The 14,272-nt window shown below is 69.2% G+C and carries 10 protein-coding genes and 1 pseudogene; 4 read left to right on the forward strand and 7 right to left on the reverse strand.

The genetic code is table 11. From position 1 onward, the window contains the following. Position 1: 1 nt before the first annotated feature. From AB0C28_RS48320 to AB0C28_RS48340, 5 genes are read right to left on the reverse strand one after another with little or no spacing between them, the layout of a single operon-like run. The gene (locus AB0C28_RS48320; protein WP_358083052.1) at positions 2-1,192 is read right to left on the reverse strand and encodes a radical SAM protein; all 1,191 of its coding nucleotides are present in this window, start codon (positions 1,190-1,192) and stop codon (positions 2-4) included. A 23-nt stretch (positions 1,193-1,215) separates the two neighbouring features. Beyond that, complete coding sequence (locus AB0C28_RS48325; protein WP_358083054.1) at positions 1,216-2,184, reverse strand: phosphotransferase; 969 nt, start codon at positions 2,182-2,184, stop codon at positions 1,216-1,218. After that, complete coding sequence (locus tag AB0C28_RS48330; RefSeq protein WP_357849209.1) at positions 2,184-3,203, reverse strand: MupA/Atu3671 family FMN-dependent luciferase-like monooxygenase; 1,020 nt, start codon at positions 3,201-3,203, stop codon at positions 2,184-2,186. The genes AB0C28_RS48325 and AB0C28_RS48330 overlap by 1 nt, the downstream gene beginning before the upstream one ends. Further along, entirely contained in the window at positions 3,193-4,656 is a 1,464-nt protein-coding gene (locus tag AB0C28_RS48335) for an AMP-binding protein (RefSeq protein WP_358083057.1), read from the reverse strand. The genes AB0C28_RS48330 and AB0C28_RS48335 overlap by 11 nt, the downstream gene beginning before the upstream one ends. Next, positions 4,653-6,374 carry a condensation domain-containing protein gene (locus tag AB0C28_RS48340; RefSeq protein ID WP_358083060.1) on the reverse strand — a complete coding sequence of 574 codons (1,722 nt, stop codon included), beginning with the start codon at positions 6,372-6,374 and terminating at the stop codon, positions 4,653-4,655. The genes AB0C28_RS48335 and AB0C28_RS48340 overlap by 4 nt, the downstream gene beginning before the upstream one ends. 297 nt (positions 6,375-6,671) lie before the next feature. On the opposite strand from AB0C28_RS48340, the gene AB0C28_RS48345 reads away from it, so the two are divergent. Next, on the forward strand, positions 6,672-8,450 hold the full coding sequence (locus AB0C28_RS48345; protein ID WP_358083063.1) for an ATP-binding cassette domain-containing protein: 1,779 nt from the start codon (positions 6,672-6,674) through the stop codon (positions 8,448-8,450). Then, positions 8,447-10,198, forward strand: coding sequence for an ABC transporter ATP-binding protein (locus AB0C28_RS48350; RefSeq protein ID WP_357849197.1), 1,752 nt, complete (start codon positions 8,447-8,449; stop codon positions 10,196-10,198). Before AB0C28_RS48345 ends, AB0C28_RS48350 begins: the two co-directional genes overlap by 4 nt. Before the next feature lie 6 nt (positions 10,199-10,204). Here AB0C28_RS48350 and AB0C28_RS48355 read toward each other — a convergent pair whose 3' ends face one another. Together AB0C28_RS48355 and AB0C28_RS48360 are read right to left on the reverse strand one after the other, a co-directional pair. Beyond that, positions 10,205-10,942, reverse strand: a complete 738-nt coding sequence (locus AB0C28_RS48355) for an NAD-dependent epimerase/dehydratase family protein (RefSeq protein WP_358083066.1) — start codon at positions 10,940-10,942, stop codon at positions 10,205-10,207. Positions 10,943-10,947: 5 nt separating this feature from the next. Beyond that, positions 10,948-11,382, reverse strand: coding sequence for a transposase family protein (locus AB0C28_RS48360; protein WP_357849192.1), 435 nt, complete (start codon positions 11,380-11,382; stop codon positions 10,948-10,950). A 232-nt stretch (positions 11,383-11,614) separates the two neighbouring features. On the opposite strand from AB0C28_RS48360, the gene AB0C28_RS48365 reads away from it, so the two are divergent. Both AB0C28_RS48365 and AB0C28_RS48370 read left to right on the forward strand, forming a co-directional pair. Continuing rightward, positions 11,615-13,720, forward strand: a complete 2,106-nt coding sequence (locus AB0C28_RS48365) for a protein kinase (protein WP_357849189.1) — start codon at positions 11,615-11,617, stop codon at positions 13,718-13,720. 230 nt (positions 13,721-13,950) lie between these two features. Further along, positions 13,951-14,272, forward strand: a pseudogene (locus tag AB0C28_RS48370) (IS5/IS1182 family transposase); the annotation flags it as partial.

The following is a 14,272-nucleotide window of genomic DNA, read 5'->3' on the forward strand; positions in this document are numbered from 1 at the left end:
TTCACACTCCGTTCTCGTAGAGCGACGAGCACTTGGAGCAGACGGGCATCAGGCCCGTCGCGCGCAGCGTGGTGCGCACCCGGCGGAAGGCGGGGCTGTGCCAGACCTCCGCCAGCGTCCCGTCCCTGATGTCCCCGACGATGAACTCGGGGAAGAACTTGCACGAGCTGACCTTGCCGTCGGCGTGCACCTCCAACCGGCTGGAGACCGCCAGGCAGGTGGACTTGCCCGCGACCAGCCGGCTGCGGCCGAGGGCGAAGTCGGTGACGTCGTCGAGCGTCACTTCGGGCGTGTAGCGGATCCAGGGCCGCCACACGCGTCCGGCCAGTCTCCTCATCGACTCCCGCAGGACGGGGATGTTGTCCGGTTCGAGGTGGTAGGTGTAGGAGTGCCAGGTGGCTTGGCCAGGCGGGGGCGGCGGGTTGAGCCAGGCGAAGTCACGCGCGTACACGTCGTCCATCCGCGCGGCGGCCTCGGGAGTGATCCACCAGGGCAGCTGGAAGAAGACCGAGTGGAGTTCGAGCTCCTCGGCCCACTCCATGAACTCGTACAGGCGGCCTGCCGTCGCGTTGCTGACCATGGAGTTGACGGTGACCTCGCCCCGATACTCTCCGCTCCTGCGCAGGTCGAGCAGGGTCTTGAGGTTGCGTTCCGTCCGGGAGAACGATCTCGGTCCGCGCAGCGCCTCGTGGTCGGCTTCGAGCCCGTCGAGGCTGACCGTCAGGTTGAGGTTGCTGCCGAGCTTGAGCAGATGCTCCAGGTTGCGCTCGATGAGCAGGCCGTTCGTGCAGATGTTGACCTTGCGCGGGTAACGGAGCAGGAGCTCGGCCAGTTCGGGCAGGCGGCGGTACATCAGCGGCTCGCCGCCCCACAACCAGGTCTTGGGCCTGGTCTCGTCCGTCTCGCGGAGCAGCCGTTCGAGCACCTCGATGTCCAGCTCGGCGGTCACCCGGTCTCTGCTGTAGTCGCGCAGGAAGCCCTGGTCGTTCCACTGGAAACAGTGGTCGCAGCGCAGGTTGCAGGAGTAGGTGAGCTGCAGGCTGAGCTCACTGGGCAGATCGGTGGCGTAGCCGGGATCGGCTCCGACCCCTCTCTTGGTCCGCGACCGCACCGTGAGCTTGCGCCGGACGTCGGCGAACTCGGTCGGGGTCAGCGTCCTGCTGGACCGATTCTCCGTAAACCTTCTCTCCATCTTGGTCATCTCCCTACGCGGTTTCAGCGGATCAGCTGTTCGAGGAGCCCTTTCACGATGCGGTCATGGCGGTCGGCGTCATCGAATCCCCGGGGCTTCTCCTCGATGATCATGATCAGATAGAGGTAGGTCCGGTAGAGGGCGAGCCGGGTGAGCGCGCCCTCGGTGAGCTCCAGGCGGCCGCCGGCCTGCCGGTAGCCCCGGAGCAGGTCCGGGTCGTGCTCGGCCCTGCCGTACACGTCGAGGGAGACGAAGTCGGCCAGCGGGTCCCCCCAGAACGCGCGCTCGTGGTCGATCAGCGCCGCGAGGCGCGGCGGCCGGCGGTCGAGGTCCAGCAGGATGTTGCCGGGCCACAGGTCGAAGTGGACCAGGGCCGGCTCGGTGACCTCGTCGAGCGCGCCGGCGCCGGCCCGTACGGCACGCGCGATCTCGCCGGCCGGCCAGGGCAGGTCGGCGTCGAACCGGACGGCGTCGGCGAGGAGGCCGTCGACCATGGCCAGGAAGGCATCCTTCCAGGTGGCGGCCCTCATCCCGGGCAGGTGCGGGTAGCCGAACTCGGTCCCCCTGACGCGATGGAGCGCGGCGACGTACTGCCCGAGTGTGGCGCGCAACTGCCGGGACTCTTCCTCGGCCAGCCGTTCGGCCACCTCCGACCACGGGAGTCCCTCGACCGCGGTCATGATCAGGTGCGGTACGGGGTCGTCGAGGCAGGCGTGGAGCAACCGGGGCTGCGGCACGCCGGTCCCCTCGGCGAGGGGGTAGAACATCGCCTCCGTCCGGATGATGTCCCGCTCGTAGGCGAGGAGCGTGGCATCGGCGGGAGGGCTCAGCTTGAGAACCACGTCGCAGCCGTCGTCCAGCCGGACCCGCCACAGCGCGGCGAACGTGCCCGCTCCCAGCTCCCGCGCGGCGACGGCGCGCCGCCCCAGCGCGCGGTGGACGAGCCCGTTGACCTCGGCCTCGGGCAGGCGCCTCTTGGTGTGCGCGTCCATCAGCGATCACCGCTGTCCAGCAGCTTGCCCAGCTGGTCCAGGCTCCCGAGGACCGCGGACGTCTCCAGGCCGAAGTCGATGAGGCAGGCGATCTCGTCCACCCCGATCTCGGCCAGCCGGCGGACGCGTTCCGCCGCGACGTCCAGTTCGCCCAGCAGGCCCGCCTCGTCGAAGAACCGTTTGACGGCTCTGCGCGTCATGAACTCGACGCCCTTGCGCCCGAGCGCGGCGGGGTCGACGCCGCGCGCCGAGCCCGCGCTCGAACCGAGGTGCAGGCCGACCGAGCTCCGTACGTACGCCGTCAGCGCCTCCCGCACCGCGTCGGTCGTCGGCCCGAGGTAGGTGTGCAGCATCACCGTGACGTCGCCGGGCCGGCCGGCGAGTCCCGCACGGTACTCCTTGATCTTGAGTGCCAGCTCGTCGACGCTCTGGTTGAGCAGGTTGGTCAGGACGCCGACGCCGAGGGCGCCGGCCGTACGGAACGTCTCGACGCTGCCGGAGCTCGTCAGCCAGACCGGAAGCTCCGGCTGGACGGGCGGCGGGAAGATGCGGACCCGTTGCTCCTCGCCCACCCCGGTGACGACGCTCACTTCCTCCCCCCGCCACAGTCGGCGGACCTGTTCCAGCGTCTCGACGGTGATACGGGTCCTGTCGGCGTACCCGCCGGGGTTGAAGGCGAAGTCCACTGCGTGCCACCCGGAGGCGAAGGACACGCCCACCCGCCCGCCGGACAGGTTGTCGACCACGGCCCAGTCCTCCGCGATGCGGATCGGGTGATGCAGCGGGGCGACCACGCTGCCGGCACGGACGGCCACGCGTTCGGTGACCGCGGCGACGGCCGCGCCGGTCACCGCTGAGTTCGGATAGAGCCCGCCGAAGGCGTGGAAGTGGCGCTCCGGCGTCCACACGGCCGTGAAACCGTGCGCGTCCGCGTAGCGTGCTCCCTCCAGGAGCAGCTCGTAGCGGTCGGCGGAAGGCTGCGTGCTGTCGTCGGCGAAGTAGAACAGGCTAAAACGCATCGGCTCTTTCTCTTCCGCGGGGCTTGTCCGGAGGCTGGGGCAGCCGGGGGCGGTCGACCTTCCCGCTCAAGGTACGTGGCAGCTCGTCGAGCCAGACGAACACGGCGGGAATGACGCCGGGCGGGAGCTGCTCGCGCAGATGGCGCAGCACCCGCTGCTCGTGGTGACCGTCCTTGGCGACCACGTACGCGCAGAGCTTTTCACCCGTGAGGACGACGTGGGCGTCGTGGACCCCGGGACAGCGCATGAGCACGTTCGCGACGTCGTCGAGCTCGACGCGCACGCCGTTCACCTTGACCTGCCGGTCGAGTCTGCCCAGGAGCTCCAGGGAGCCGTCCGGGCGGAACCGGCCGAGGTCGCCCGTCCGGAACAGGTGCGGATCGGACGGGTCGAAGCCGCCCTGCCGTTCCCCGAGGTAGCCGTGGAGCGGGAAGGGCGTGCGCAGCTCGACCTCGCCCGACTCCAGGAGCCGCACCGCCACGTCGGGGAGCGGTCGGCCGACGGGGACCGAGTCCGCGGTCGCGTCAGCGGCGGTTATGCGGTGGAAGAGCTTGGTCATCGTGGTCTCGGTAGGGCCGTAGAGGTTGATCAGCTCCTTCTCCGTCCCGAAGAGCTCCTGCCAGGAGCGGACGTCGGAGGGGCGTACCGGTTCTCCTGCCAGCAGGACGGTGCGCAGCTCCGGCAGCGACCCTGGTACCAGGCCCGCCGCCCGGAGAGTGCGGAACACCGTGGGAACGCAGTGGAGGATCTGGACGCGGTCGCTCTCCAGCCAGCGGGCGAGCCCCTGGCCACCGCGGGCGCTGTGCGGAGCCACGACCATCGTCCCGCCTGAGCACAGCGGGACGAAGGCGTCGCGCAGGAAGGCATCGAATCCGGCGGAGGTGAGCGACGAGACGCGCGTGCCCCTGTCCACGCCCAAGAGGTCGATCTCCCAGGTGACGAAGTGCGTGATCGCCGGGAGGCTGCCTATGACCCCCTTCGGCCGGCCCGTGGTTCCCGAGGTGAAATAGACGTAGCCGGGGCCGTCCGGCTCGCCGCGGTGCCATCGTGCCGGATCCACCGCGTGGTCCCGTACGTCCCGGGCGTCCAGGATCCGGAACCCCTCCCTGCCGGTCGCGGCCACGACCGGCGATCCGGTCCGGTCGACGACGACCGCTCCCGGCCGCAGGTCGTCGATGGCCATGGCCAGCCGCGCGGGCGGCGTCCGTACGTCCGCGGGGGCGAACACGCGCCCGCAGGCCATGGCCGCGAGCATCGCGGCGACGGTCTCCACCGGATCGGCGCACACGATGAGCACGGGATCGCCGCCTGGGACGGCATCGAGTTCCGCCAGGTACCCCGATGCCCGGGTGGCGAGGTCGTGGTAGGTGGCGATCCGGCTCCTGCCGTGGATCGCGACGTCTCCGGGATGGGTCTGTACGTGGCGCATCCACCGGCCGGCGACGCCGGTCATCCCGGGTGCCCCGTCGTACGGCCCGCGCCCTCCGCCACCACGGGCCGGCTCAACCAGGCGTCCAGGTCGGTCACGTCGTCCGGGGCGTGATCGCAGAGCACGTAGCGGCGGGGTGTCATCGCGGTGGGCCGGTGGGACAGGCCCTCCATGCAGAGCGTGTGCGCCTCCTCGGCGGATCGGACCCGCGGGCCGCGGGCGAGGAAGGCCACCAGCGGCTCGCCCCGGACCTCGGGGAAGACCCGGGCGGGCAGCGGCGCGAGCACCTCGTCCAGGAGCCGCTGCACGTCGCCGACCTGGATCCAGCACGAGTCGACCAGCAGCCAGTCGCCGTCCCGTGGGAGCGGGCCCAGCCCGGTGACCTCGTCCATCCTCGGACGGCTCAGATCCTCCGAGGCCGCCGACAGGAGGAGGGTCTCGATCGCCAGCAGGATCCGTTCGAGCTCGCCCTTGGGGACCCGGTCCAGGTGGCCGGTCCACAGCCGCAGGCGGAGCGTTTCCTCCGCGGCGAACAGGTCGAACCTGAGCATGACGTCGGTCTCCACCATCGGTGTCCAGGTCAGAGTGGTCCCGGCCGGTGCTTCCTGAGGCGGGGAGTCGATCCTGCCCACCACGAGATTGTTGAACAGGGGCTCGAAGCAGAAGCGGACACCTCGCCGATGCTCGGCCTGCGCGGCGAGGCGCGAGCGTTTCTCGACGTCGTAGATCCCGTTCCTGCCCGCCTTCACGGTCGCCAGCCAGGCCTGATGGACACAGCTGTCGAAACTCATGGCCGCCAGGTCGACGCGCATGGGGGCCGACTGGACGAGGGTCCCGAGGTAGTCCGCCGACCGGCTGTCGTACCGGTTGCTGGAGAGCGTCAGGAAGTCACCGGCACTCTGGCCGGTGCGCTGGGAGAGCACGATGCAGACCGCGGCCAGGACGATCGCCGGGCGGCCGGACCCGGTACGCGCCTCTATCGTGGCCAGGGCCGTCGCCGCGGCCGGCGAGCACAGCTCGGCGGCGACCGAGTCGCGCGGCGCGCCCGTGGAGGCGGCCGTGTAGAGGTGGTGTGGCGCCCGGTTCAGCACGCTCTCCCACAGCGTCAGAGCGCTCGCTGTACGGCGTGCCAACGGCGCACGCCGCTCGGCCCAGGCCTGGTCCAGCGGCTGATGGCGGGCCTGCCCGCCCTCGCGGTCCGCGGGGTGACGCAACAGGTGCGCGAACTCGCGGCCGAAGACGGCCAGGCCGAGGAAGTCCGCGGTCAGGTGGGAGAGGTCCATGACGCCGGCGAGGACCTTGCCGCCACGCGTGGCCACGGCGACGCGCAGCGGATGCGTCTTGGGACTGTACGGCGCGCGCGTGTCCAGGAGGTGCCCGAGCTCCGCCGCCTCGACCGGTCGTGTGCCGGCGTCGAAGCGGTGGATGACCAGCTCGCCTGCCGCGGCGACCCGCTGGGCCGGGGGAGGGCCGGCCGCGTAGGTGGAGCGCAGCCCTTCATGGCGGGCCAGCAGAACGGCGAAGGTCTCGGTGACGTCGCTCAGGTCGGTGCCCTCGGGCAGCTCCAGCGCCCACCGCATCCAGCCGTGCGAGTCGGGGAAAGCGTCCAGCCAGCGGAGGATGTTGAGCTGGCCGAGGGTCAGGGGCCCGTCACCGGCGCGATCGCCCTGGAAGGGAACGACGATCGGTTCGCACTCCGTCAGCGTGAGCTCGTGAGCGAGCGCGGTGGAGACGTTCGGCATCGATGCAGATCACCCTCGCAGACACGTGCTTTGCGTGGACTGAAGGACCTTGCTCACCTGCACTCAGCCCATCGCGGAGCCAAGCTGCCGAAAGTTTCGGACTACCCCCGATAAGCTAGCCGGAGCGTATGTGAGCACTTTCTGGTCGTCAAGAGCCGTGTTATCGGCAATCGCGGCATTGAGCGGGCGTCTGCCGCGGGGGAAAGGTGTATTGACCGATTCGCAGAACCGGACATACGCTGCGCAAGATTTCGCGAGGGAATAGAAAGTTTCGTCGGCCTTGCCTGAGGGATGCCCATGCGAGAAAGGCTGGACCTGCTGGGGCTCTTCCGCTATGCGGGCCCGGCGGTGTCCATCGCGTTGACCGCGATGGTCCTCATCGACGCGGTGGTGCCCGCGGGCATCGCGATCGCCGTCCAGGAGCTGGTGGCGGCGGACGGCCGATCCGCGCTCGCGCCGGTGCTGCTCATGAGCGGCGTGGTACTGGCCGGGCAGCTGGCGCTGGCCTTCCGGTTCCCCGTGGGACGGCTGGCGGCCGACCGCATCGACGGCGCGCACCGTACGCGGATCGCCGCCCTGGTGATGGGCGTGCCGACCGTGGACGTGGCCGAGCGGCAGGACGTCCAGGACCGGGTGAAGACCACCACGGCGGAGCCGCGGGACTGGGTCGACAGGACCTCGGGCGACGGCGCCGTGAGCCAGCTGGAGCTGGTGGGCCACGCCGTCGCGCTGGTGTCGTCCTCGGTGGTGCTGTCCTGGTGGTCGTGGTGGCTGGTGCCGGCGACGGTCATCCCGGCGGTGTGCTTCCGCACGATGCACGGCCGCCAGTGGGTCCGGCATTTCCGGATCTGGGTGGAGGGAGTCCTGTACCACCGGCGGTGGAAGTACTGGGGCGAGGTCGCCACCACGCCGGCGGCAGGCCGGGAGCTGCGCGTCTTCGGAGCGGGCGAATGGCTGCTCGGGCACTACACGCGTGACATGCGCACCCACGTGGACCCCGTGTGGGAGGACGACCGGCGGGTGCTGCGTGGGCTGTGGCTGGCACTGCTCCTCCCGCTGGCCGGATGCACCGTGGCCTTCACCTGGGTGGCCCTCGGCACGGCGGCCGGTCAGGGCACCATCGCGCTGGAAGTGGCCGTGGTGACCGCGGCCTGGTCGGTGTTCAGCGTGGCCATCAGGACCGACGACGTGATCTCCCTGGAAGGGGCTCGGCCGGTCAGGCGGGCCGCCGGTGAGCTGGAGCGGATCAACCCCGCGCCGATCCCGCTGCGCGCGCACGCCGGGACAGCCGCGGCTGCACCGCCGCTGGTGCGCTTCGAGAACGTGTGCTTCAGCTATCCGGGCCGGCAGGTGCTCAACGGCGTCGACCTGGAGATCAGGCCGGGGGAGTCGCTGGCGCTGGTCGGGCTCAACGGCGCGGGCAAGTCGACGCTGACCAAGCTCCTGGCCGGGCTGTACCGGCCCGACTCGGGCAGGATCCTCGCCGATGGGACGGACATCGCCGACATCCCCGGCTGGCAGTCCCGGCTGAGCGTGGTATTCCAGGACTTCCTGAAATACCCCCTCTCCCTGCGCGACAACATCGCCCTCGGAGCCGCCGACCCCGACCTGCTCACCGGCGTCGTCCGGGACGCCGGGCTGGCCCCCGTGGTGAGCCGGCTGCCCGGCGGGTACGACACGCCGCTGTCGCGCAGCCGTACCGCAGGGGTGGACCTGTCGGGCGGGCAGTGGCAGCAGGTCGCGCTCGCCCGCGCCCTCTACGCCACCCGCCGGGGTGCCAGGATCCTGGTGCTGGACGAGCCCACCGCCCACCTGGACGTCCGCACCGAGCACGACCTCTTCCAGCGGCTGCCGGACATCACCGAGGAGATCAGCATGGTGCTGATCTCGCATCGCCTCTCGACGGTACGGCAGGCGGACCGGATCGTGCTGCTCGACGGCGGCCGGATCACCGAGTCCGGAACGCACGAGGAGCTCATGGCCGGGGGCGGGCAGTACGCCACCATGTACGCGCTTCAAGCCCGGCGCTTCAGCCAGGGATACGAGGACCGGCTGGACGAAGGAGACCTCGCGTGAGGAAGTACGCGCGCTTGTGGCGCGAGCTGATCGTGCTGTGCCTGCGGCGCTATCCCGGGTCGACCGCCTTCCTGATCGGCTGGCACGTGGTCTCGACGGTCATGTTCGCGGCGGTGGGGCTCACGCTGCGCGCGCTGGTGGAGGCCACCCAGGCGGGCACCGCCACCGCGATAGGGGTGGCGGCGCTGGGCGCCGCGCTGGTGCTCACCCTCAACCTCGGCGTCGAGCACATCGCCTACTTGCGGACCATCCACCTGGTGGAGCGGATCAGCCTGACCGAGGTCGAACCCCGGATCCTGCGCGCCTGCGCGGAGCTGCCGCAGGTGCGGCACCTGGAGGACCCGGAGTTCCTGGACCGGGTCACCACGTTGCGCGGCCAGTCCGGCGCGGTGGTGGACTGGGCGTGGGCGGTCCTTCAGGCCATCGCCGCCACGATCGGACTGCTGGTGGCGCTCGCGGTGCTCGGCGGAGTGAACCCCTGGCTGCTCGCGCTGCTGCCGTGCGCGGCCGTACAGCTGGCCATGGAACGGCTAGGCCGCAAGAAGATCGCCCAAGAGGACCTGGCCTCGGCCGAGGACCTGCGCCTCCACCGGGAGCTGTACGACGACATCTGCGTGAACCCGGCCGCCCTGAAGGAGCTGCGCGTCTACGGCGCCGCGGCGCAAGCGCTCAAGCTGCAGGGCGAAGCCTGGGAACGGGTGACGCGCTCCCGCGCCCGCGCCGCCCTGATCGCCGCCGGCTGGTCGTCGGCGGGCTGGCTGGTCTTCGGCGCCGGGTTCACCCTGGCGATCTTCCTGGTCACCGCGGCCGGCCAGCCGGGGGACATCATCCTGGCCGTGTCCATGGGCGTCCAGTTCCGCAATGTCGTCGAGCACGCGCTGCACCGATCGATGCAGGTCGGCGGGTACCGCCGGCTGCTGCGGCCCTACCTGTGGCTCATGGAGTACGCCCGGACGCACCGCGACACCGCCGACGCGACCCCGCCCGTCCGGTTGCGGCGCGGGATCGAGCTGCGGAACGTGTCCTTCACCTACCCGGGGACCACCACGCCCGTCCTGGAGGATCTGTCCGTGCACCTGCCCGCCGGAGCGGTGGTCGCGGTGGTCGGCGAGTACGGTTCCGGCAAGACCACGCTGGTCAAGCTTCTGGCGAAGATGTACGCCCCGGACTCGGGCAGCATCCTCGTCGACGACGTGGAGCTGTCGGCCCTGGACACCGCCGGCTGGCGGGCCTCGATGAGCGCCGCCTTCCAGGACTTCGGCCGCTACTGCACCACCTTCGAGGACTCCGTCATGATGGGTGCCCGGGGCGACCTGAACTCCACGGTCCGCGACGCCGACGCCGAAGCGCTGGTCTCCCGCCTGCCCGACGGTCTCGCCACCGAGCTCGGCCGCCGTTTCGGCGGGATCGAGCTGTCGGAGGGCCAGTGGCAGAAGGTGGCGCTGGCCCGCTCCGGCGCACGGCCGCGCCCCCTGCTGTTCGTCCTGGACGAGCCCACCGCCTCCCTGGACGCTCCGAGCGAGCACGCCATCTTCACCCGCTATGCGCGGCGGTCCCGCGAACTCGCGGCCTTGAACGGAGCGATCAGCGTCATCGTCTCCCACCGTTTCTCCACCGTGGCCGACGCCGACCTCATTCTCGTGATGGCCGCGGGAAAGCTGGTGGAGTCCGGCAGACATGACGAACTGCTCACCCGGAACGGCATGTACGCGGACCTCTACGGCATTCACGCGGCCGCGCACGCCTGAATTCCCTCAGCGGCGGTAATAGCGGTCGATGACGTTTCTGTAGTAGGTCGGCGAGAAACCCATCCGGGCGGTCGAGGGCGCGTGCCGTGTCATTCTCTTCGTCGACACATTGTAGTCGTTGGCCGGGATGTCCACGTAGACCTTGGTAGCGGCCCGGCCGGATATCTCCAGCAGATGGGAGACGATTTCATCGGCGGTCACCGGATGGCCTGAGGCGATATTGACCGTCGCGTGACGGAGGTCGCTGCAAAGGATTTCCGCGGCGATGGTCACGAGGTCCGCGACGTCGATGAGATCGCGGCGCGCGCCCCGGTAGACGGTCACCACACCCTCGTTCACCTGGTAGAACAGCGCGGGCAGCAGTTGGTGCCGCCGCTGGTGCGGCCCGACGACCTCCGTCACCCGGAGGATGAGATGGTCCACCCCCGAGGTCCTTATCATGTGCTCCATCGCCACCTTGTGGCGCCCGTACGCGGTGGTGGGGTGAACCGGGTCCTCTTCCGAACGGGGCGACCCGTCGCCGTTCCCGTAAAGATGCGCCGACGCGGTGGAGAAGTAGAGGAGCCGGCGCCGCCCGGCTCGGGCATTGCCTATCGTCTCATGGAGCAGATCGGCTTCCCGGCCGAACTCCGTCGCTTCGGTGGTGGTCGACCGCGACACTCCGGCGGCGAACACCACCACGTCCATCCTCATCCCTGAATTGACGAAAGCCCGGGCAATCATTCCGTCACCGACGACCTCCATGAAATCTATTCTCGTATGCAGACAGGCTTTCGGGGAGTGCGCCTGCCCAAAAATACATCCGCCCGGACCATGTCGTTGCAGGTCTTCTCCTCCGGTAGACAGTCGCGCTCGAAATGGGTGCGGACAAGCGCCGCGCGGGCGATGTCGCCGATGGTGCCGGGGCTGAGTGTGATGTGCCGGCGGATCCGCCGGCGGCCTTTGAGCAGGGCGAACCCGCGTTCGCCGAGACAACGCAGGGCGCGGAGGAACCGGCTGCAGGTGCGGTTGTCCGGGCTGCGAATCTGGTTACCGTCGGGCTGCTTGATCGGGGTGTGGATACCGATTCCGGCGCCGTCGTAGCCGCTGTCGGCGAGGGTCGGCAGGCCCGCCTCGGCTGCGGCGTACAACGCGCCCAGCACGTGCACGCGGGCAGCGGTCAGATCATGGACCGAGCCACTCATCTGCCGGAGGCTTCACATCCATCTCAGACCCTCGACGACTTCTCCCGAAAGCCCCGAAACGCCCTCACGGTCGTCCAGAACGTCCCCAATCACCCGAATTATCGCGCTGAGATCACCTCAGTGAAGTCCATCCGAACCGATTGATGGCGACCGGCCGAGCCGCGTATTCTCCGTGTCAGGGCTTGACTCATCGAACGCACATTTCGCGGATCTGGGACGGCTCATGGCGCGGATGTCTGCGAGAACGTACGCGAAAGCCCTGCTCCAGGAGATCGAGGGGCCCGGCCCCGAGCGGCGCGCGCGCCGCCTCATGGAGCAGGACGAGGCGACCACGCAAAAGGGCGCCGAGGCCTTTCTCAACGACATCCTCGACCACATCTCCAATTACGAGATGGAGCAGCGCACCGATTTCATGACCGCCTGCGAGGAAGCGCGGCGCAGGATCTCCGCCATGCCCGGCTCGCTGCTCCACGGCGTCATGGCACTCGTGTGCGTGACGGTCAAGCTGCTGGACCGCCGTTTCAAGTCGCCGGACCTGGGAGCGCAACGCGAGACCGACGAATACTGTGCAGAGTTGTTCGCCGACCCGCGGCTGAAGGAGGCGATCCGGGTCGTTTACCGGCCGGTGAGCCGCCCGGAACATTCCGCCGAGGCGCGCACGTGGGACGACATTGACTTCGGCAGCGTCGAGTACCACAAAGCGGGCACCACCTCGTTCATTGTGAAAGGCCGCAGCAGCCGGGCGGTGAACGAGGCGGGAGTCAGGCCGCTCCTGGCCATAAAGTGCGTGCTTTTCCCGTGGAACAAACTCGCCGCCATCGCCAGGGCCACCGACACGTACGCGGCCACGTACGGCGCCGACGAGATGACCTCCGTCGTGGTGAAGCCCATCTCCTCCTCTGACCGCTGGGTCGTCATGCCGTTCCAGCAAGGGGAGACGCTGGGCGAGCACCTGGCGGCCTTCGAGGCCGAAGGGCCCGGCATCGCGTCCCGGCTCAGGAAGGCCCAGCAGATCGCCGCGAAACTGACGACCGCCCTCCACCTGCTGGCCGGCGGCGCCCCGGTGGACGCGAAGAATCCGCGCGGCCAGCACCTCGACCTGTCCCCCAACAACGTCATACTCGACAGGGAGACGGCCGAGATACGCCTTATCGACCTCGGGATCAATCACCTCTACAGCCGTCAGGTGGGCATCGCCGAGCACGACGACTCGGTCTACATCGCGCCCGAGATCAAGAACAGGCGGCCGGAATCCGTCACCGCGGACGCCTATTCGCTGGGCATCATCCTGATGGAGATCCTGACCGGCAGTCCGCCGAGGGACGGCAGGACTCCCGACGAGATCTGGACGACGAGCCCCATTCTGGGCCGCGTACTGGAAGACCTGATAGACGAGCGCCCCGAACGACGGCTGTTGCTGCTGCCCGATGGCGAGGAGTTCTCGTTCGCCGCCCTCGGCGAGCACCTGGATTTCCACTTCGAACTGGTACAGCAGGAATCCGAGGTGCAGGAGAACGACTTCGCCCGCCCGTTCGCGAAATACGCCCCCACCTCGCGCGAAGTGGCCACGCAGTTCAAGCAGGTGCTGGCGTGGCGGAACCTGGGGGAGCGGCGACCGCGGCGCGAGGAATACCTTCTGCTCTTCTCGGTGCTGGCCACCGTGTCCTGGTGGTTCATCGCGGCGAAGACCGCGCTGCTGAAGCTCGACGACCTTCTCACGGGCGAGCTGGACATGGCGGAGTTCACCGCCGACGCCGGGCTCGCGGCCAACATCATCGCGTTCTGCCAGGGCTTGGCGGCAGCCAAGTACTATCAGACCATTTTCGCGAGACTCTCCGTCAGGGTCGTCCCCGGAGGGCTGGCGACGACGGCGGAAGTCCTCATGCGCTCGATGGCGATGGTGGCGGTTCCCACGACGATTCTCTCGACGTTCTCGAAGGAGCTGTACTGGACCTGGCCGTGGACTTCCGCGGCGGGCGCCCTCGCGGTGACGGCGTGCAACGGCGTCACGCTCATGCTGGCGACGCGGACCATTCGCGACTCGCGCAAGGAGTTCTCCACCATTCCCGAGCGCGGAAAGGTCTTCGCCCGCGGGTTCGAGCAGTGGTGGTGGACGATGCTCATCTACGCCGTGCTCATCATCATTCTCGCCTCCGGCTACACCGCCGGCCTCTTGGTGGACATCTGGGCGTACGTGTTCATCGCCGTCGTGGTCACGGTGGGCGTACATTACATCTCCAAGTGCGTGGGCGCCGGAGCGGCGGTTCGTGGCAGCCTCGCGCGGGCCTTCTTCGCGGGCGAACGCATGGCGATCCTGGCTCGGCGTCGGCTCTCCTGAGGCTGCGGACGCCTCGGCTGTAAGTTTTGTTCTCGATGTGCATGGATGCTGATGCGGCGGGCGCAGTGAGGTGATCTCAGTGAAATAATTCGGGTGATAGGGGATGTTCGGGACGCCCGCAGTGGCGTTTCGGGCCTTTCGGGAGAAGTCGTCGAAGGCCGGAGACGGACGTGGAGCCTCCGGTAGATGAGTTCTCACCACAAGAATTCCCGTCGCCCGGAAGGCTCCACGTGATTGCTCATCGTGCCACGCTCGACGTCTCCCGCGCGCTCATTCACTACGTTGCCCGGCTGCTGCACGACGAGCGCCGCCGGCTCGGCACCCCCAAAGGGAGCCGCGCCCTGACCCCGTTCTGGCAGGCGGCCCTGGTGCTGCGGTGGTTCCGGGGTGAACGCGACATCCCCAAGCTCGGCCGCGATCACCGCGTCTCCCGCGCCACGGCTTACCGCTACACCATCGAAGGGATCGACGTCCTCGCAGCTCAAGCCCCTGACCTGCAGGAGGCTCTGGACCGCGCCCAAGCCGACGATCTGCCCTATGTGATCCTGGACG

Origin of the sequence: Nonomuraea sp. NPDC048892, assembly GCF_040649735.1 — a bacterium.
GTDB lineage: Bacteria > Actinomycetota > Actinomycetes > Streptosporangiales > Streptosporangiaceae > Nonomuraea > Nonomuraea maheshkhaliensis.

Excerpts from the sequence above, each read along its gene's own strand:
- AB0C28_RS48320 (WP_358083052.1), bottom strand. The coding sequence starts at position 1,192 with ATGGAGAGAAGGTTTACGGAGAATCGGTCCAGCAGGACGCTGACCCCG.
- AB0C28_RS48325 (WP_358083054.1), bottom strand. The coding sequence starts at position 2,184 with ATGGACGCGCACACCAAGAGGCGCCTGCCCGAGGCCGAGGTCAACGGG.
- AB0C28_RS48330 (WP_357849209.1), bottom strand. The coding sequence starts at position 3,203 with ATGCGTTTTAGCCTGTTCTACTTCGCCGACGACAGCACGCAGCCTTCC.
- AB0C28_RS48335 (WP_358083057.1), bottom strand. The coding sequence starts at position 4,656 with ATGACCGGCGTCGCCGGCCGGTGGATGCGCCACGTACAGACCCATCCC.
- AB0C28_RS48340 (WP_358083060.1), bottom strand. The coding sequence starts at position 6,374 with ATGCCGAACGTCTCCACCGCGCTCGCTCACGAGCTCACGCTGACGGAG.
- AB0C28_RS48345 (WP_358083063.1), top strand. The coding sequence starts at position 6,672 with ATGCGAGAAAGGCTGGACCTGCTGGGGCTCTTCCGCTATGCGGGCCCG.
- AB0C28_RS48355 (WP_358083066.1), bottom strand. The coding sequence starts at position 10,942 with ATGGAGGTCGTCGGTGACGGAATGATTGCCCGGGCTTTCGTCAATTCA.
- AB0C28_RS48360 (WP_357849192.1), bottom strand. The coding sequence starts at position 11,382 with ATGAGTGGCTCGGTCCATGATCTGACCGCTGCCCGCGTGCACGTGCTG.
- AB0C28_RS48365 (WP_357849189.1), top strand. The coding sequence starts at position 11,615 with ATGTCTGCGAGAACGTACGCGAAAGCCCTGCTCCAGGAGATCGAGGGG.